Origin of the sequence: Foetidibacter luteolus, assembly GCF_009650435.1 — a bacterium.
In the GTDB taxonomy this organism is placed as follows: Bacteria; Bacteroidota; Bacteroidia; order Chitinophagales; family Chitinophagaceae; genus Foetidibacter; species Foetidibacter luteolus.
The window spans coordinates 1-19,178 of sequence record NZ_VVIP01000064.1; the positions used below are offsets into that span (position 1 = coordinate 1).

Annotated in this window: 14 protein-coding genes; 2 read left to right on the plus strand and 12 right to left on the minus strand. The window is 46.2% G+C overall.

Going from position 1 to position 19,178, the window contains the following annotated elements; all coding sequences use genetic code 11:
- Positions 1-12 precede the first annotated feature (12 nt).
- From F0364_RS21065 to F0364_RS21105, 9 genes are all read right to left on the minus strand, one after another.
- Positions 13-441, minus strand: coding sequence for a helix-turn-helix domain-containing protein (locus F0364_RS21065; protein WP_153798833.1), 429 nt, complete (start codon positions 439-441; stop codon positions 13-15).
- Between the two features lie 508 nt (positions 442-949).
- Positions 950-2,473, minus strand: coding sequence for a TolB family protein (locus F0364_RS21070; RefSeq protein WP_153799796.1), 1,524 nt, complete (start codon positions 2,471-2,473; stop codon positions 950-952).
- Between the two features lie 465 nt (positions 2,474-2,938).
- Positions 2,939-3,502 (minus strand): NUDIX hydrolase, encoded by a 564-nt coding sequence (locus F0364_RS21075; RefSeq protein ID WP_153799797.1) that lies wholly within the window; start codon positions 3,500-3,502, stop codon positions 2,939-2,941.
- A gap of 87 nt (positions 3,503-3,589) precedes the next feature.
- Positions 3,590-4,117, minus strand: coding sequence for a YfiT family bacillithiol transferase (locus tag F0364_RS21080; RefSeq protein WP_153799798.1), 528 nt, complete (start codon positions 4,115-4,117; stop codon positions 3,590-3,592).
- Between the two features lie 608 nt (positions 4,118-4,725).
- The gene (locus F0364_RS21085; protein WP_153799799.1) at positions 4,726-7,176 is read right to left on the minus strand and encodes a hypothetical protein; all 2,451 of its coding nucleotides are present in this window, start codon (positions 7,174-7,176) and stop codon (positions 4,726-4,728) included.
- Positions 7,151-8,314: a DUF4249 domain-containing protein gene (locus F0364_RS21090; RefSeq protein ID WP_153799800.1), complete on the minus strand. Its 1,164-nt coding sequence runs from the start codon at positions 8,312-8,314 to the stop codon at positions 7,151-7,153. The genes F0364_RS21085 and F0364_RS21090 overlap by 26 nt, the downstream gene beginning before the upstream one ends.
- Positions 8,315-8,316: 2 nt before the next feature.
- Positions 8,317-11,127, minus strand: a complete 2,811-nt coding sequence (locus F0364_RS21095; RefSeq protein ID WP_235921187.1) for a TonB-dependent receptor — start codon at positions 11,125-11,127, stop codon at positions 8,317-8,319.
- 108 nt (positions 11,128-11,235) lie between these two features.
- Positions 11,236-11,388 carry a hypothetical protein gene (locus F0364_RS21100; protein WP_153799801.1) on the minus strand — a complete coding sequence of 51 codons (153 nt, stop codon included), beginning with the start codon at positions 11,386-11,388 and terminating at the stop codon, positions 11,236-11,238.
- Between the two features lie 158 nt (positions 11,389-11,546).
- The gene (locus F0364_RS21105) at positions 11,547-12,296 is read right to left on the minus strand and encodes a hypothetical protein (RefSeq protein WP_153799802.1); all 750 of its coding nucleotides are present in this window, start codon (positions 12,294-12,296) and stop codon (positions 11,547-11,549) included.
- A gap of 449 nt (positions 12,297-12,745) precedes the next feature.
- Here F0364_RS21105 and F0364_RS21110 point away from each other — a divergent pair, with 449 nt between their 5' ends.
- The gene (locus F0364_RS21110) at positions 12,746-13,624 is read left to right on the plus strand and encodes a sugar phosphate isomerase/epimerase family protein (RefSeq protein WP_153799803.1); all 879 of its coding nucleotides are present in this window, start codon (positions 12,746-12,748) and stop codon (positions 13,622-13,624) included.
- A 71-nt stretch (positions 13,625-13,695) separates the two neighbouring features.
- On the opposite strand, the gene ychF is transcribed toward F0364_RS21110, so the two are convergent.
- Both ychF and aac(6') read right to left on the minus strand, forming a co-directional pair.
- Positions 13,696-14,799, minus strand: a complete 1,104-nt coding sequence (gene ychF, locus F0364_RS21115; RefSeq protein ID WP_153799804.1) for a redox-regulated ATPase YchF — start codon at positions 14,797-14,799, stop codon at positions 13,696-13,698.
- Between the two features lie 133 nt (positions 14,800-14,932).
- Positions 14,933-15,376, minus strand: coding sequence for an aminoglycoside 6'-N-acetyltransferase (aac(6'), locus tag F0364_RS21120; RefSeq protein ID WP_153799805.1), 444 nt, complete (start codon positions 15,374-15,376; stop codon positions 14,933-14,935).
- A 70-nt stretch (positions 15,377-15,446) separates the two neighbouring features.
- Here aac(6') and F0364_RS21125 point away from each other — a divergent pair, with 70 nt between their 5' ends.
- Positions 15,447-15,893, plus strand: coding sequence for an META domain-containing protein (locus F0364_RS21125; protein WP_153799806.1), 447 nt, complete (start codon positions 15,447-15,449; stop codon positions 15,891-15,893).
- A 231-nt stretch (positions 15,894-16,124) separates the two neighbouring features.
- Here the strand turns inward: F0364_RS21125 and F0364_RS21130 are convergent, their stop codons facing one another.
- Positions 16,125-18,992, minus strand: coding sequence for a TonB-dependent receptor (locus F0364_RS21130; RefSeq protein WP_153799807.1), 2,868 nt, complete (start codon positions 18,990-18,992; stop codon positions 16,125-16,127).
- Positions 18,993-19,178 lie beyond the last annotated feature (186 nt).

Below are 19,178 nucleotides of genomic sequence, written 5' to 3' on the forward strand. Positions count from 1 at the left end.
TCCCTGCATTGTTTATCGGGATTTAACTGGTAAAGTTTTTTTTTGAAGGCCGTATTCCTGTATGGTGCGTTCCACGCTGAGTAAACTGATAACATGGTTTTGCTGCCTTAGTTTCTGCATGATGACGGCAGCAGGGGCATCGGGGTCCAAAAAGCGCAGCCGGATAATCTGCTGTACTATTTGTTCTGTTCTGCGGGAATTTTGGCGGGGGCCGGGTTTTTTATCCAAAAGCGCCTGGCTGCCGGATTGCCGGAATGCTTTGAGCAACTGGTAGTAGCGCTGCTCGGTATAGCCGTATTTTTCAATGCTGCGCTTCACGCCAATACCGTATACGCCTTCTATCAGCATCAGCAGTTTGCAGGAAGTGGCATCTGCCGGGTTGATGTTTAATAACTGTAAATCAATTTCCGGCAGGTTACCATGGTATGATTGTGTTGCCATAACTAAAATTATTTATGGCGGCAAAGTATTGAAAAAAATTGCCGGGATTCGTGTTATAGGATACTGAAACCTATTGCAACTTAATCCGATCAAAAAAGCCGCCAAAAATAACTTTATTAAACTCTCCCATCCCTCTTCTGAAACCAACGGAAAAAACTGCCCGTCATTAAAATGAATTGTCCCAATAAAAAAGCTGAAACTTCGGGATTGCGTCGCAAACCGACGAAGGAGGTTCGCCAGTACCAAAATAAAATAACAGAGCTGGCTGGCAATCACTTCATCGGTTGGTTTTTTATGGCATCTTTTCAGCCCCGATAGATTGCAGGTCTCTTGCCTTTTTTCAACCTTATAAACTGTTAGTGAAAGCAACGGCGTGTTGCACTTTCGGGTGAGGGATTGAAGCGGAAAGCCCGGCCCGAAGCACGAGGACGCCCCCGAAAAAATCTTATAGGAGCAAGATGCAATTTGTTGTAGCTGTCGCCAGGAGAATAAAGGGCAGAAACCAAGCCTATTTTTTCTCTACCGGAAAAATATCATAGAGCAAATTGCTGTTGCTGATAAAGGCGAGTTGTTTACTGTCTGGCGACCATGAGGGCGTGTTGATGGTGCCCTGCCCGCCATAGATATAGGCTATCACTTTGGATGGGCCGCCCGTTACAGGCATTAAACGTAAGTACACCTGTTTGTAAAAAGGGTGGTCGGTTGGGCTAACATCGCGGCCAAAGCTTAAGAATGCTATCCACTTACCATCCGGCGAAATGTGTGGAAACCAATTGTTGAGAGAATCGTTGGTAACCTGCTCCTGGCTGCTGCCATCCGGCCGCATACGCCACAGTTGCATTGTACCTGTGCGGGAAGAATTAAAGTAAATGTATTGCCCGTCCGGGGAGTATTCTGAGCCGTCATCCAGCCCTTTGGCAGTGGTAAGCCTGGTTTCTTCACCACCATCGGCGGAGATGCGGTAAATGTCAAACTCGCCATCCCGCTGGCCGGTATAAATAAGGTATTTACCATCCGGCGACCAGCCGTGGAGGTAAGAATGCCCTTTTGGTGTAATGCGTTTTGCCTCGCCTCCGGTAATGGGCAGGGTGTAAACGATAGAAACATTTTTTTCAGTATCTACATGGCTGCTTATGCCCAGCATTTTACCGTCAAAAGAAATTACATGGTCGTTATTGTTGCGCCTGGCAGCGCCTGTATTAAGCACGGTTGGCTGGTTGGTGGCCAGGTTATACGTATACAAAAGGCCCTCGCTGTTGTAGATAAGCGCTTTGCCATCCAGCGTCCAGTTGGGCGCCTGCAGGGAGCGTGGGGACTGGTAAACAATTTTACTGGTAGCTGCTGCCACATCCAGTATTTCCAGTTGGCTGCCTAAGTATTCCTTGTAAGGCACCAGTGTGGCGGGCGCCGGTTTAATAATGCGTACGTTTTTAAACACTGCTGTTTCTGTAACCTGCGGATTGTGGGAGCAAACAAAGAGCCCGACATACAGTTCGTCCCCCAGGTTTAAGCTTTCCAATTGTTCAGTAGAAAACAAATCTCCGTTGCGTGCTACAGACATGGTGTAGGTATCGCCTTTGCGTTCTAACTGTATTACATCCGCTGCTGTAATTTTCGACTTAATTTCTTCCGTTTGTGCGCCGGCAGTGCGGCGGAATTGCAGTGATGTAAGCCCATCGCCATGAACAACGGCATTTATATGCGCTGATGATGTATCCAGCGAACTGCGCACCATCCAGCCCAACTTGCGGTGCGCTTCCACGCCCTTGCCGATAAAAGCTGCTGTGGTGCGTACAATAAAATCTCCTTTTAGCTTCTTCCAGGCAAAATGAAATTCATCCCTGTTAAACCAGATGTTGGTACCTGCACCGGAAATACTGTACTCCTGCGTACTGTTATTGTAAACGGCATTGCCCTTGTGCAGCACATTGCCAACATCGGCATGGCCATCAAAAATTCCGGCGGTTGATTGCTGGCTAAAGGCGGCAGCGGCCATCATACATGATACGATAAAGACAAATGATTTTTTCATGGCAATTCAGAGGTTAAAGCTTTGAGGAGCCATTAAAATTACCAAAACACTGTGAGCGGGGTACACTCATTCTTTTATTAGTGTTTATTTTTTTGCAACCGGGGCAAAAACATACCATAGCATTATTCAACCCCTTTGGGGTTGGATGTGGCATCCTAAAATGCCAACCCCGGATTTCATCCGGGGCTATTCACATTTAGCCCTTCGGGCATTGTCATTAAGTTAAGAAGAAAGACATTGTTCTTTGCGCCGTTGGTGCTACATGTTTGTGGAAATAGCATACAACAAGGGAATTATGCCGCATAGCGGCTGCCCTTAAGCGACGATTGGGTAGCCACTCCGTGGCATCCGTTCATCTGAATGATTTTGTTTCTACAAACAGTAAGCCCCGATGGGGCTTAACTTAATGACATTGCCCTTCGGGCTATTATACAATTGATGCTGTACATTCCGGATTAACCGGCACTAACTGTATTTAAGTTTGTCGAGGTAGCGCAAAGCGTAAAAAATGGTGCTCATGTGCATGGATTGCAGGATGCGTTTTTCTTCCATTAGCTGGAACAGTTCTTCAAAGCTGGCCAGGAAAATTTCTATTTCTTCGTTATGGTCCAGTTCCTGTTCCTGCACCAGTTTGCCGCCGGTGGCTATGAACATGTGCATCATGTTGGAATTGGTGGAAGGGTTGGCGGAAATTTTGCCCAGGTAATGCATGGTTTCAAAAGCATAGCCGGTTTCTTCCAGCATCTCACGCCGTATGGCATCTTCCAGGGTATCATCGGTGGCATCCACACAACCGCCGGGCAATTCTATGCATATTTCCCCGGCCGCATGGCGGTACTGTTTTTCCAGTATTATTTTTCCATCATCGGTAATGGCGAGGCAGGTTACCCACTCTGGAAATTCAAAAACGTAGTAATTGTTTACAATTTTGCCATCGGGTTTTTCGCAGGTGTCTTTTCTTACGGTAAACCAGTCTTCCTTAGATATATATTCTGATGAGAGTAATTTCCATCTCAGATGTTCGCCCATGTGTGTGGTTTTAGTGTGTAATGTATTGCAATGCTATTACGTGCTGCAACATTTATGCCTTTGCCTGTTAAGCCAGCTTTTTAAACACTACCAGCCCCTTCTTTCTCTTAACGCTGTGATGTGTTTAACATGATGCCGGCCATGCCAGGCGTACATGCCCAGCAGTTCCCACAGGCTGATTTGTTTTTTATGCTCAGGGTGAAAAACGGTACGTTCCCACTGTGTTACGGTTAAGTCTTTAATACATGCGTACAGGCGCTGGTGCAGGCAGTGCAGCAATGTTAGCGATACATTGATGGGTATTAGTTCACTATCCTGCAGTTTGGCCCATTCGCCTTCTTCGTAAGGCTTAATAACCGGGTTTTGTTCAGTTAGCCCCAGGCGGAAGCGTATATAGGCATTCATGTGGCTGTCTGCCACATGGTGTACCAGTTGTGTTACTTTCCAGCCGCCTTCGCGATAAGGTGTGTCAAGTTGCTGTGCATCCAGGTTTAATACGGCATGCTCCATATCATCTGGCAAAAATTTTATGTCGAGCAGCCATTTTTCTTTCTGCTCATGAGAGAAGGGCAGTGGTGTAAATTTCCCGATGGGATAACGAAGGTCGTCGCTCATAACAATTGCTGTTTTGTTTACTGCCGTTTGGCAGGTAAGTAATGTTGCGAATTTATTGATAAGTTGGCAGGAAATACCGGGTTGTACCCATGCAAAACTATCATTATTGCCCGGCCTCACCCTAACCCCAAACAAGAGGGGCCGGAAACGGCTTTGCAAGACGGACCTTAAATAACGTGAGTTTTGGGTGCCGCACAAACCTGTATTGAAAAACACTATTTTACTTTTTTGTCCCCGTAACAAGTCCGGGACAGGCTTGACACAAAAAAGTAACAAAAAAAGTCAAGGGAGAAACGATATACAGCACGTTTCTTCCATTCGCCCTGATTAAGCTTTTGTACTACTGTGATTTCAGCAGTAGAATTTTCTTCGGCAAGACATACTAAGCTTGATAATTCAGTTATAACGAATGATCCTATCTGATTTTTATTAGTATATATCCGAATATGAGTATAAAAGATTCGAAACTCACGTTGAATAGTGGAAACTATGTGCTATACCAGCCTTTTATACCGGAAACGGGACGATGCCCATAGATATACCGACGAACGGATTGCGACGCAAGGGACGGTGCCATGAAAGATAATGCCGGTACCTGCATTGTCCGCTTACTTGTTTACCTGGAAACTGGTGACCTGGCTGCCGCTTAGGCCGCTTGCGGAAATACCCTGCAACACAACAACATATTTGCCCGGTAAATCGGAGCTGTAAAAAACAGCATGTTGTGTGTTGCTGCCGGAGGTAGTGATATTAGGATTCCAATACAGGAGATTCCTGAAATCCGGCAGGTGGCTACCGGCATTGGCAGGCATATCGTAAACGGGGCTGTAAAATTCGCGTTCTTCGTTAAGGGCAGCATAATCTAATGTAATGGCGGCAGGCGGCAGGGTGTAGCCTGCCATATCTCCATTGATGGATTCCCAGTTAAGGATGCCATCAAAAATGGTAGCCCCCATTATATACCGCCTGTTTACCACATCCAGCTTTCGTAATTTAAGTGGGTCGAGTTTTAACAGCTCATTCATATCCTGTATGGGCACACCATCTAACAACACCAGTGGATTGCTGGTTAATATTTTATTGCCAGACAAATCGAACACATCCAGGTAATAAATACCCTCCCTTTTTCTAACGTTCACCAGTTTTACATATTCCCGCAGTATTTCTTCCATGGTGGTAAAACGGGTATAGTCATCCAGGTAGTAAGTAGCATCCGGGTGAAGATAAAAAGCAGACGTATCGCTGACAGGCAGGCTGAACCTGTTTGATTTTTCTGCCGAGTATATGTTTTGCACCTGCATGCTTAAACTGTGCTGTTGCAGGGTTACCGGGTTGGCGGCCGGCAACAGGAATAGTTGCGGAACAGTTGTTGCAGGCATGCTGCTAAAAGGATTGTTGATGGTAAGCTGGTAATTGTTTTTACGTGCCTGGCTGGTTTGCAGGGTTATGCTGCCAGAGCCATAAAAATTCTTCATTTCGTAGCCTAGTTTTCCGCTGCTATCGCTAACTGCCGTTGTAAACTGTGTTCTTAGGCCGGGCGCCGAAAGATAGGTTTCTACATTCATTACCGGTTTCCCAGTAGGCTGGCTGGTAACCGTTCCGGTAATTATGTGACCGTTATATTCCGGCACGTAGGTAAAATACTGTTTGTTGTTTTGCAATACATCCTGCCATTTAAACCTGCGCCATCCCTGGGTTAGCAGCAGGTTGTCCAGCGCTTCCTCTGTTTGCGCAGATGTATCGGTAAAATACCATGCAGGATTTTCGATGGGGCCTGCCAGGTCAGAAGCCAGCAGCAGGTATTGGTCAATAAAGGTTTCATCCAGCGGCTGCAGTGAATCTACCCGGTACACCGCCATTGAAAGGTTGGAACTGTCGCCGGCATGGCTGCCTGTGGCAGTGTAGGAAATATCAATTTTTTTCCTGGTTGTATACGTGGGCATTTCTGCCTGCAGGCTGATGCGCAGTTGCTGTTGCGGCGGCTTAAAGAATAGTCTTTCACAAACTGGTTTTTTATCGCTGTTAAAAACGGTAAGGTGCGAAATACCACTGTTGAGTGTTTGTTTGTTGATGTTGAATACAGCTTTGCCATTTACAGGCGTTGCCGCAGCGTTATATTTAACCACATGGCGTGAATGTATGAACAGGTAAACCGGTGCAGTATTGCCGGTATTGGTTTGAACGATTACCTGTATGGCGCCGCTTTCGTTGTTTACCTGCATGGTATAACCGGTAGGGTAGGGCGCTGGTAATTCTTTAATAAGGCTGCCACCCGCGGGTAATTGTATTACCGCTTTGTAAACATGGCCGGCCTGCGGCGTAAAACTAAAATTGCCTATGCCTGCGTGAAGCGGGTTAAAATGCAGGAGGGTATCGTTATCATCCAGCAGGCTGCCACGAAAGTTAAACCCTTTGCCATAAGCGTCTGCGGCTTTAAAGGCAACTTTAGCATTGATATTGTGAACCAGGTTTCCCCCTTCCGGGAAAAAGCTCACATTGAAGCTGTCTTTTTTGATACCCTGTACTGCTGGTGAAATTTTTTGCGTGTTTATGATGGTTAGCGGTTTTTCAAAAAAGAAAGCCGGGCTAAAATTCTTCATCCAGTTGGTATAGGCCCGCAGTACATAGTTGCCGGAATTGATGGTGAGCGGCAGATAGGCAGAACCGTTACCGGAACCTTTCTGCATGCCTATCTTGGCCTGCATAATGGCTTTGCCTGCCGTATCCAGTATTTCGACATAAGTAACCTTGCTTATATTCAGCGGTTTGTTAAGTGTGGCATCTGTGGTATAGGCTTTAAACCAAATGATTTCTCCCGCTATGTATAAAGATTTGTCAGTGTGCACAAAGATTTTTTCTGCCGGGGATTGCCGGGTATAACGGCTGAATGCATTTGCTGTTTCCTGCACCTGGTCCTGTGCGGCCGCATTACTTATTACGCAGGCAAGTACAATGATGATAAGCGGATGGCTTAACCGGTATTTTCGTTTGCTGATAAAACTAAAGTGCATGGGCATTACTGCTTGTGGTGGTTTAAGGCCAGAAATCGGGTTTAACATTGGTGCCCCTCATGGTGCAGTCTATACACACAGGGTCTGATGCGTAAAAAGTAAGGATGGCGCCAAATAACCCCATTTTGTTAGGAGTGGCCGGAAGAAGACCCGCACCATATTTAGCGATGCTGTCAGGGTGGTTGTCAATTTCCTCTTGCCTGCAGCCGGCATTATATCCCCAGCCCGGCACCTCCCTGTTGTAAATAAAGATGCGTTTTTCTTTTTCCTCGGTTACATCTACAAAGCCAACAACCACTTCGCTGGGGTCGTTTATATTTTCAATATTGCCGCGGAGTTCGGAAGGCTGGGGGTCGAATACAGAGCCGAGCTGTTCTGTATTCTTTTTCATCTTCTGCATAAACTGGTAGGCCTCCCGGCTAAGGGCATATTGTTTTAATTTGATGCTGTAAAGTGAGCTTAGTTTTACGGAAGCGGGTTCTATAAACCGCATAGGCAGGTACACAACATCTGTTACCAGTTTTTCTGTACTGCCCAGTAAAATATTGCTGGAATAGATCGTATTCCAGCATTGATAGATGGAGTCATTAATGGAATGGTCCGGGTAACGGTATGCAACCCCTACCGGCCTGCCAAGTTGGTCTTTTGTATATATTAATGAACTGGAAAAGCTGGAATAAAATTCCCAGGTTTCTTCAAATTTCCATTGGTAAAAACGGGTGTTGTTTTGTTCATCATGGGCGTTTACATATATCTGCACGCCACCTTCTTCACGCTTCCAGGTAATGCTGTCTATGGGCGGCCCGGTTTTAACCGGCGTATAGGAAGACAGGTACTCTTTGCCATCGCTTGTTATAATGCGGAGCCTGTAACGGGAGGCCGGGTTTAAGGTAAGCGGTTGTGAAGAATACTGCCCGCTAACGCCCGGCTGCAGTGGGTAAGTTTCTCCGTTTTCGCTTTCAATGTTCACTGCCGCGCCTGCTTCATGCACCACTTGCGTTTCTTCCAGCTTTACTGTGCGGGACAATGTGATGACCGTACTGGTTGCCGCGCCGCTGTTGATAAACCCTTCTACCACCAGGTAGCCTGTGGCGGGGGATATATTGGGTGGGTCGTAACGTTCTTTACAGGCCGCCAGTAAAAGTAACGTACCTAAAAGACGAGATATTTGTTTACAATTTATCATAATTAAAACCTGATATTAAAGTTGATGTAAGGAATGGCGCTGCCGAAGATGGACAGCTTGTAACCGTTAATCAAACCGTCTTCAGAAGTAAAATATACTGAATAAGGGTTCTTTCTGCCGGTAAGGTTGTACACGCCGATGGTCCAGGAATTATGCGTTTTCTGATGCACTTTGTGGTTGCCTTCTATGTTCATGGAAAAATCCGTGCGGAAGTAAGCTGGTATCCTGAAAGCATTCCTGTCGGCAAACAAAGTTCTCTGGCCACCTGCATAATAAAAACGGCCGATAGGTAAGGTAATAGGCCTTCCTGTACTGTAAGTGCTGTTAAGCGATATGCTGAAACGGTGTGAGAATTTATAGTTACCGGTTAGCGTTACATCGTGGGGCTTATCGTAATTGGTGGGGTACCACATGCCACGGTTAATCACTTCTCCGCTGGCCGGGTCGTTCATTCTTAGCAGCGTTCGGGAGTAAGTGTAACTAAACCAGCCATTCAGCTTTCCGGTAGATTTTTTTACCAGCAATTCCACACCGTAAGCCTTTCCTTTGGTGTTCATCACGTCCGTTTCAATATGGTGGTTCATTACCAGTACGGCACCGCTTTTAAAATCAAGGTAATCCTGTATGCGTTTGTAATAAACCTCAATAGAGGTTTCTATGGTGTTGGATTTAAAGTTTTTGTACAACCCCACTGATACCTGGTCGCCATACTGTGGTTTTATGTTGGGGTCGCTTAGTTTCCAAATATCTGTGGGCGCCATAGCGGCGGTGTTAGACAGCATGTGTATGTATTGCCGCTGTGTATTGTACCCCGCTTTTACCGATACCGTGTTGGAGAAAGCATAACGTGCAGACAACCTTAGCTCTGGCCCGCCATAGGTTTTAATGAATTTGCCGCTTTCGTAAGCCTTGCTTTCTATCATGTTGTCTTCTGTTTTGGGCAGTCCCGGCGCATAATAATTTACCGTATGCGGCCCCATAAAGCCAAACAGTGAGTAACGCACACTGCCTTCAACAGACAGGTTGTTATTGATGGTGTACCTGTCGCCTATATATACTGCACTTTCCAGCCCCTGTTCGCTTTCCATTTCATCCCTTGCCACCAGCGATTCCTTACCCAGTGGCTGGTACAGGCCGGGGTTTAGCTTGTAATAAATGCTGCTGATGCCAAACTCCACGGTGTGGCTGCTGTTCACAAAATAATTGAAGTGGGTTTTAAAGTAAGACTGGTTTATGTTGAAGCCCAGCGAATAGGCGTTCACCGGGTTCTTGTCGCTGTAAATATCATACTTATACCTGTCGTAACCGGTTGTAAACAAAGCGTACAGCCGGTTGTTGAAAATGTGTTTCCATTTTAGCGATATGTTCTGGTTGCCGTATTTATATACCGTATCGCTGTTAAGGTTAAAGCGGTCGCTGCTTAGGTAACCTGTAAGGTAGAGCGTGTTCTTTTTGTTGAATTCATGGTGAATATCCAGGTTGATATCGTAAAAGCCGGCCTTGCTGTCTTTGTATTGGTCTGGCAGCAGGTTAAGCAGCCAGTTGGCATAAGTGGCGCGGCCACCCAGCACAAAAGATGATTTGTCTTTTACCAGCGGCCCTTCCAGGTTAAGGCGGCTGGTAAGCAGCCCAATGCCGGCGCTGCCGGCCAGTTTTTTCTTGTTGCCTTCACGGCTGGTTATTTCCACCACTGATGACAAGCGCCCGCCATATTTGGCAGGTATGCTGCTTTTGTAAAGCTGCACATCCTTTACCACTTCCGGGTTAAAGGCGGAGAACATACCAAAAAAGTGAGAGGGATTGTAAATAGTGGCATCGTTGTACAGCACCAGGTTTTGGTCTGCCGAGCCACCACGCACATTAAGCCCGGTGCTGGCTTCGCCTACTGATTTTACGCCGGGCATGGTTAGCACCACCCTCAACACATCTGCCTCGCCAAACACCACCGGCACCTGTTTAATGGCTGCTATATCAATTTTTTGGGCGCCCATTTGCAGGCTTTTAATGTTGCGTGCTTTTTGGGCGGATACGGTAACACCTTTCAGCGTCATTACCTGTGCCGGCATGTCAATGTTCAGTTTGCCATCACCTTTGGCCAGCAGCTGCATCCTGGTGTCCCTCATGCCTATGCTTTGTATGTTAAGTACATGCCGGCCTTTGGGCAGGCTTATGGAGTAGTAGCCGTATTGGTCTGTAAGCACACTAACAGAAGGATTTTCAATATATACCGAGGCGCCTATTACCGGTTCGCCGGTTTTGCTGTCCCGCACATAGCCGGCAATGGTAACCTGGCCCCCGCCTGCTGAAGTTGATTGGCCAATCTCGTAAAGTTTGCTGCCCTGTGCAAGCTGGGGTTTTGCTTTTACCCCTGGCGCCGGCAGGGCGGGTTGCCTGTCCACAGTATCCTGGATAGCCAGCCTGTTGCCTGCAAAGTAACCGGCGGGCAGTTCAGTTTGTACTTTAAGGCCGCGGCTTATAAAAATGCTGTTGTCCACATCTGCCGCATATTCTATTCCCGTGTTGGCAAATGCCTGGTCAAGCACTTTCAGTAAGGGTTGTTTTGTTATGTCAAGCGTTATTTTCAGGGTATCCAGGTGGGCTGTGTCAAAGTAAATGCGGTAGCCGGTTTGCTGCTCAAGCTGCAGTAAAAAATCTTTGGCGGGCAGGTTAACAAAACTACCGGACACCAGTGGTGTGCCTGTTGCCTGCGCTTTTGTGGGGGTATAATTAATAACAAGCAAAACGGCAAGTAAAAAAACAGCCAAAGGTTGCACATGCCGTTTTCCTGTTCGTGTGTTGGTCAGTGGTTTCAAGCTTTAGTTTTTGGTTGTTATTGTTTTTTAAGTTTTGCCTGTTATGGCAATGACGGAAATTAGTGTAAGGGCGCCCCCGCCAAAATACAGGGCGGGCCGGGCTATCCGTTACAACTCCGCCACAATACCCCTGCACAATGCTTCAGCGGGGTTTTCACTGCTATCCCTGGCGCTAAGGTGCAGCAGGTTTGTTTTACGCAATCGGCATTTATCCTGTAAAGGATTCGGTACAATGATCATTACGCTCTGTTTATGTTCCATAAAACATTTTGCACCCATCCCCGCCGGTAAAAGCACAAAGCGTTCCTCTGGAACGCAGGGTAACATCTTGTCATGTTCTACCCGCAAAGTGTTCCGCCGGAACACAGGTTGCGTAAATGGCTTATACTGCCTGGTCATATATACCATATCCTGCCGCATTAGTTTTTGCCTGATGTTATGCTGTTGTAGTAAGCAACTATTTGTTTCAGGGCTTCTTCTTTATTGTGCCTTATGTCTAAATTTTGTTGCTTTATCAACTGCTGCAGTTCTTTCTTTTTATCTTTTAATGCAGATAAAACAGCCCCCTTGCTGTTTACAGCGTACCAGGCATTTCCTTTTTTCAGGAAGTAGCCGGTAGTTTCAGCTATATATCGTTCCAGTTGGTTGGTGCTTATGTTTTCCTGCACGGTTTTGATTTTTTTCTGGTACAGTTGTATGCCGTTATCATACAGTACATTGTAAAAGCCGGTTGGGGGAGATGCATGCAAACTGTCCTGCACATGGCGCACAAAATGCCTGCTGCCTATTGAAAAACTGCTAACCCGCTCTTTCAATAGCTGCATTTTAGCTATATAGCCTGGTGCATGCAGGATGGCTTCATCCTTAACTACATCGTACAGTAATTCAACATCGTTATACATGATGCCGTTGTACACAAGGCTACCTTTCGCAAACGCGGAAGCATCAAAGAAAGGGTGCCCTTCCTTCAGCAAGTGTGCGTAATCCACATACTCAATGCCGTTGTACAGGCTGGTTTCCGGCGATAGAAAATCATGGTATAGCTGAATGGCATGTTCAACACCGGCAACTGTTTCAAGGCTGTCGGTTGGTTGCTGTGCAGCAATGGTAAGGGGCAGGATGCCGGCAAAAAAAATAACCGGGTACCGGAACCGCGATGTTATCCGCATAGGCAGTAATCGTTTGCATAAATATAATGGGTAAAATGATTATGCGGTAATTAAAAACGGCAGTCCCTTTATTTGGTGCGGCAGTCCAATGCCATTGTTAAGCTGTCAGCCTGAGCCTGTCGAAGGCGGATTGGTGAAAAAGCGGTTTGAATAACCCGGTTTCGACAAGCTCAACCTGACACTTGTTTCCTTAACTTAATGACATTGTGCGGCAGCCTGTTATTTTCCGGAATGTTTTTTCCTGCTGTAAATTGTAACACCCGAAGTGGAATATAACCTGCCAGCATGCAGCACCGCGAACGGAACGATACCCATTGATATACTGATGAAAGGATTGCGACGCAAGGGACGATGCCATGAAAGATAATGCCGGTATCAAAAAAAAGCACAGGGATGAAGGGATAGTATCATTGATTCGATAACTTCACCCTACCGCAAAACAGACTACCATGAAACAAGCCTTTTACCTGTTGCTGGCCAGCTTTTTGTTTGCCGCCTGCAACAATGGTGCATCAAGCGAAAACAATACTTCTGACACCGCCGCTACCGCCGGTATTAACCCGCAAACAGACTGGAAATTCGGGATTGCCCTATGGACGTTTCACACGTTTAACTTTCCTCAATCGCTGGATAAAGTTGACAGCGCAGGGCTGAAATACATTGAACCCAATACCTTTCACGCCACCGGGCCTGAGCTGAAAGATTCTTTGGTAATGCAACTGTCTCCCGCCGGTATTGACAAACTGAAATCAATGATTGCGGCTAAGGGGCTAACCTGCGAATCCATATACATTGCCGGCGATACCACACTGGCATCCTGGAAGAAACAGTTTGACATAGCCAAAGGGCTGGGTGTGCAATTTGTAACCGCCGAGCCGCCAATAAACATGTGGGACGGCATAGACAGCCTTGCCGGCGCTTACGGTATTAAAGTGGCCATACATGAACACTGGAAAGGTGTTAGCCAGTACTGGAACCCTGATACGGTTTTACTGGCCATACAGGGCCACCCTAATTTTGGCGCCTGTGCGGATCTTGGCCACTGGCCTAAAAGCGGCATTAACCCTGTGGATGCTGTAAAGAAGCTAAGCGGCCACATTATTGGTATACACCTTAAAGACATAGCGGCCTTTAACGACCCTGCGCTTAAGGACGTGCCTGTAGGTACGGGTGTGGTTGATTTTCCCGCTGTATTCGCAGAACTGCGCAAGCAAAATTTTAAAGGGCATATTTACATAGAGCGTGATGCGGAAGACCAACCCAGCAACCTGCCTTCGGTTATACAAACCGTTAAGTATTATAATGAGCAGGTGGCTAAATTAAAATGATGCTGCGCACTGTGCATAAAAAAGCCGCGGGCCTATTACTAAGCCCCCGGCTTTTTTATATTAATAATAAGTTACACGTTAAACCTGAAGTGCATGATATCCCCATCTTCCACTATATAATCCTTGCCCTGCACAGCCAGTTTGCCATTATCGCGGCAGGCTGCTTCAGAGCCATATTTAACGAAGTCTGTGTATTTAATTACTTCGGCGCGAATGAAGCCTTTTTCAAAATCGGTATGTATTACCCCGGCAGCCTGGGGCGCCAGCATACCTTTAGTGATGGTCCATGCACGAACTTCCTGTACACCGGCAGTAAAGTAGGTGGCCAGGTTAAGCAGCAGGTAGGTTGATTTGATTAACCTTGCCACGCCGCTTTCATGCAGGCCCATATCTTCCAGGAACATCTGGCGGTCTTCGTAACTTTCCATTACGGCAATCTCGCTTTCAATCTCTGCGCTTATGAAGAGTATCTGGGCTTTCTCATTCTTAACGGCTTCTTTTACCGCATCGGTATGTTTGTTGCCGCTTACCACGCTTTTTTCATCTACGTTACATACATAAATAACAGGTTTTATGGTAAGCAGGAAAAGATCATCCACATGTTTGGCCTTTTCTTCCGGCGTAACCTCGAAGGCACGGGCATTCTTGCCCTGTTCCAGGTGCGACTTTAAAGCCAGTAAAATTTCCAGCCCACGTTGGGCTTCTTTATCGCCGCCTGTTTTGGCCTGTTTTTCTGTGCGGGAAATTTTCTTTTCCACGCTATCCAGGTCTTTCAACTGCAGCTCGGTATCAATAATTTCTTTATCACGAACAGGGTTAATGCAACCGTCCACATGGATAACATTGTCATCATCAAAGCAGCGCAGCACATGTATAATCGCATCAGTATTGCGTATGTTTCCCAAAAACTGGTTGCCCAGGCCTTCGCCCTTGCTGGCGCCTTTTACCAGCCCGGCAATGTCAACAATTTCAACGGTGGTAGGTACAACGCGGTTGGGTTTTACCAGTTTTTCCAGTTCAATCAGCCGCTCGTCCGGCACGGTGATAACACCCACATTGGGTTCAATGGTACAGAACGGAAAATTGGCCGCCTGAGCTTTGGCATTGCTCAACGCGTTAAACAGTGTTGATTTGCCCACATTTGGTAACCCCACGATGCCTGCTTGTAAAGCCATATATAAGTTTGTAGTTTGTAAGATGGCAGTTGCCCTGCAACTGATTTTTTGAGGCGCAAAAGTAGTGATTCGGGGGCAATAATAACAGCGCCCGGAAAATGAGGTTTTTTATGGGGCCCGAAGCAAGGCTACATCAACCAATATTCCTGATATAATGCACAATAACACCGGCTTTCTGAAAGCCAATCCTTTCATGAAAGTGCTGGCTTTCAGTGTTGTTAACCGGTGTGTCAGATGCTATTTCCATGCATCCTTTTTGGCGGCCCCAGCCAATGCCAGCCTGCACCAGTGCCTCTGCTACATGTAGGCGCCGGTAGGCAGGCTTTACATAAATGCCTTCAATATAGGCTACCGGGCTGCCGGAAGAGCCTTCTACATAATCTGAACGCAGGGACAGGCTGATGAAACCTATACATTCATCATTATCATCCACGGCGATAAAATGATGGTGCCTGTCAGAATTAAATTCTTCTTGCAAAGTGTTTTCCAGGTCTTCCTTTGCCGTGTCTGGCCACAGGTCGCAAGCCATTTCCAGCAGGCCGGTAAGGTGGTTGGTGTCAACATTTCGTATGGTCATGCGGCAAATTAATTGTTTCTTACTATCAGTTCATTCACACATTATTCTTTAAGTTTAAATAAAAATCTATATGAAAACACCAGCCACCGCCATAACAGTTTTGTTTTTTACAATCATCGTTACCGCCTGTTCAAACTCAAAAAAAACCACCTCATCTGTTGCGGCTGAAGCATCCGTTACCGGTAAAAAATGGCAGCTTGTAGAATTAATGGGCCAGCCTGTTGCCACTGCCGTAAATGGCAAAGAGCCATTTATTATGTTTAATAAAGTAGACAGCACTTACGCGGCCAATGGCGGCTGCAACGGCCTGGGCGGAAAGTATACAATAGATGAAAAAACAATGCGCATCCAGTTCAGGCAAGGCATGTCCACCATGATGGCCTGCGCCGACATGACCGTTGAGGAAGGGTTGAAGAAAGTGCTGGGCAGCGCTGATAACTACACGGTAAGCGATACGGCTTTATCACTTAATAAAGCCCGCATGGCGCCACTGGCACGCTTTAAGGCCGTTGAATAGCGATGACCTGAGTTTATCTCTAATGTATCCCTGCAAAAATGCTTGAAATTTTGTGTTGAGCGTAAAAACAGCATGTTTCACTTTCGGGTGAGGGATTGCGGCGGATACCCAAATAAATCTTTGGTGAGAAACAGCAAAAGGCTGAAACTTTTAAACATTCCGAATAACGTTTAAAAGTTTCAGTCTTACTATATTTTGGCAGCGGCTACAATTTAGTTACGCAGCTACGTATTATTTGGTTTTGGTGTTAATTGCAAACCTTACCCTGGCAAAATAGTACCCGCCGTTAAAACCCATTTGTTGCACCCTTCTGCTAAACACGAAACGGCCATTGCTGAAGTTGCCGGAATGGGTATGCATATCCTGGTAAACATCAAACAGGTTATTAGCGCCAAGGGTTATGCCCAACTCTTTTGTTAGCTGGTACGAAAAAGACAGGTCTGTAACCAACTTGCTGCCAAAGGTTTGGTCCAGCGTTTCTTTCTGCCCTGTAAAGGCATTTACCGGAAAGGCTGAAGGATTAGCCGGGTTAACCGTAGCATCAAGATACTGCACTTTGCCAAAGTTTACAAAGCGCAGCATGGCGCCAAACTTTTTAAGCTTGTAATTAAACGTAAGGCTAAGTTTGTTTTTCGGGTTAGCTACTTCCATGCGGCTCTGGTCTTCGCGATTAAAGTAGGCGCCTACCTGGTTTGTTTCTACCAGTATATCCGATGCGTGCACAATGGGTTTGCCATCTGCGCCCTTCTTTACTTCGTTGTTTATAAATATAGCTGCCAGGGTAGTGCGCAGGGAATGTTCCGCTCCCAGGTTTGCGTTGTAAGCTACTACTGCCTCCAGGCCCTTGGAACGGGTATCTACCGCATTGGCGAAAAAGTTAGCGTTGCTTGCGCCCACAGCTTGTAGCTGGGCCCTTAATTCTGCATTTCCACCATCGCCAAAATTGTTTGTTAGTACAATCCTGTTATTTATATCAATCATGTAAGCATCCACAGTTATGTCTAGGCCTTTAACTGGGTTTGCGGTAAAGCCTACGGAATAGCTTTGGCTGGTTTCCTGTTTTAGTTTGGGTATGCCCAGTATTTGCGCAGGCTTGCTGTCGTTGGTAAAAGTGCCGCTCTCTTTAGGTACCAGGTTGCCATTCTCTGTTACAAACAGGGTATTTGTCTTGGCGTAATATTGCTGTTGCATGGATGGCGCCCTGAACCCGGAACTTACAGATGCCCTTATATTAAAATTGCGGTGCAGTTTGTACCTGGTTGAAAATTTATAGTTGAGCGTGCTGCCAAAATCGCTGTAATGCTCATAACGCAAAGCGCCTGTTAGCATAAAAGATTTGGTAAACTCCTGCTCAAGATCAGTATAAAAGGCAAAAGCATTACGTGTTTTGTTACCGCCAATGGTATTTACAAACCCTGCAAAAACCTGTGCCCCGCCGGTAGCGCCGGATTGTATATCAAAGTTTTTGTAAGAAGCTTCTTCGCCGCTGGTAATGCCAAACCCATCTATCCTGAACTCAGACCCTCCGGCAACATTTAACCCTGCCAGCACATCGAATTTTTTTGAGAGATCCGCATTTATGGTATTCTGGAAAAATTTCAACCCGCCTGCATCAAAACTTGTTTGCGGCCTTGTGGTTTCTCCTGTAGCAAATTGTGTGTAATTAATGGAATTTTCTACATCAAAATCAAACCTGTTTATACCGTAAGTATTACTGATGTCAAAATCCCACTTCCAAAATTTTGTGCGCAGGCCGATAGCGGTAGAAAAGTCAGTGATAGCGGAAGCAATTTCAGGCAAAAAGCCGTTAGGATAAAGAGCAAATACATCGGATGCATATTTGGTTGCACCGGATACTACAGAAGTAGGGTAGCGGTAAAACCCGGCAGCATTGCCTTTCTTAATGCTGTAACCGCCAAAGGCATACAGTTCAGATTTGCCATCAGCAAAAGGATAAGCAAAGTTGTAAAATAGTGCTCCGCCCTTCATCTCTGAGTTGCCTATACGCATGTCAAACTCGTTTCTTGTAAGCCCCTTTGCATTAAGAATTGAATCATCGCGGTTTACGCCGCCTACATTCGGGTACAAAGCTCCGGTATAAGTACCTGTACGGTTGGTGGCCCCACGCTGGGTGTATTCGCCCGTTAGGTTAAGGTATCCTTTGGCGCCTACAGCAAATCCATAATTTAAAGCTGCTTGGAAAGTTTTGCCATCTGTTACGTGTTCGGAAGGATCGTTGCTGATATTATTTAGCTTATACAACGCATAATTTTTGTCGTAACTGGTATTGTACATGCCGTAGGATGCATTTACATCCAGCAAGCCTGTTTTCTTTTTCAGTACAATATTAATAACGCCTGCTATGGCGTCAGAGCCGTATTGTGCGGCAGCGCCATCACGCAAAATCTCTACACGTTCAATAGAACTGGCAGGTATAGCGCTCATATCGGTGCCTACAGTTCCGCGGTTTACTGTTCCGTTTACGTTTACCAGGGCAGACTGGTGCCTGCGCTTGCCATTAATTAGCACCAATACCTGGTCGGGCCCAAGGCCACGCAATTGTGCCGGGTCCACATGGTCTGTACCATCGGAAATAGTTTGCCTTGCAGACTGGAAAGAGGGGGCCAGGTAAGTCATAATCTGGTTCAGGTCAACCTGTCCTACATCATTCACTATTTGCGCTACAGGTATTACATCCACAGGTACGGGTGTTGAAATTGCCGTACGTGGCGATCGGCTGCGGGTGCCTACGGTAACCTCTGCCAGGTCTGAACTTTGTACCAGCAATACGCTTTGTTCTATTGTTTCTCCCCCAACTACGGTAACATTGGTAATATAATTTTGAAAGCCTACATACGAAATGCTCAATGTGTATTTGCCGGGGGCAAGTTGCAAAGTGTAAGCGCCGGAGCCATCTGTAGCTGTGCCTATGTTTTTGCCTTGTACAGTTACTGAAGCGCCGCTGAGTGCGGTACCAGACGCGTCTTTAACGGTACCTTTTACAGTGCCGGTTGGTGATTGTGCAGTAACGTAAATGAATGAAAGTAGCGTGGTGGCAAATAGCAGGATGCATTGCCTTGCAGATTTCCTGTTAAGCATGTTAAGTTTGGTTTTACAGTTAAGAAATACAAGCAGCAAACGAAAAATACGGTTGTTGAACAACGGTTACATGGGTGTAGGTTTGAGCACTTTTATTTAAGGAGGGGGTCGTGATTAAATAATCCGGAAATTTATTTTTCTTTCGGGATAAACCGCGAATATAAGGCATTTGGAAATTACTGTGCA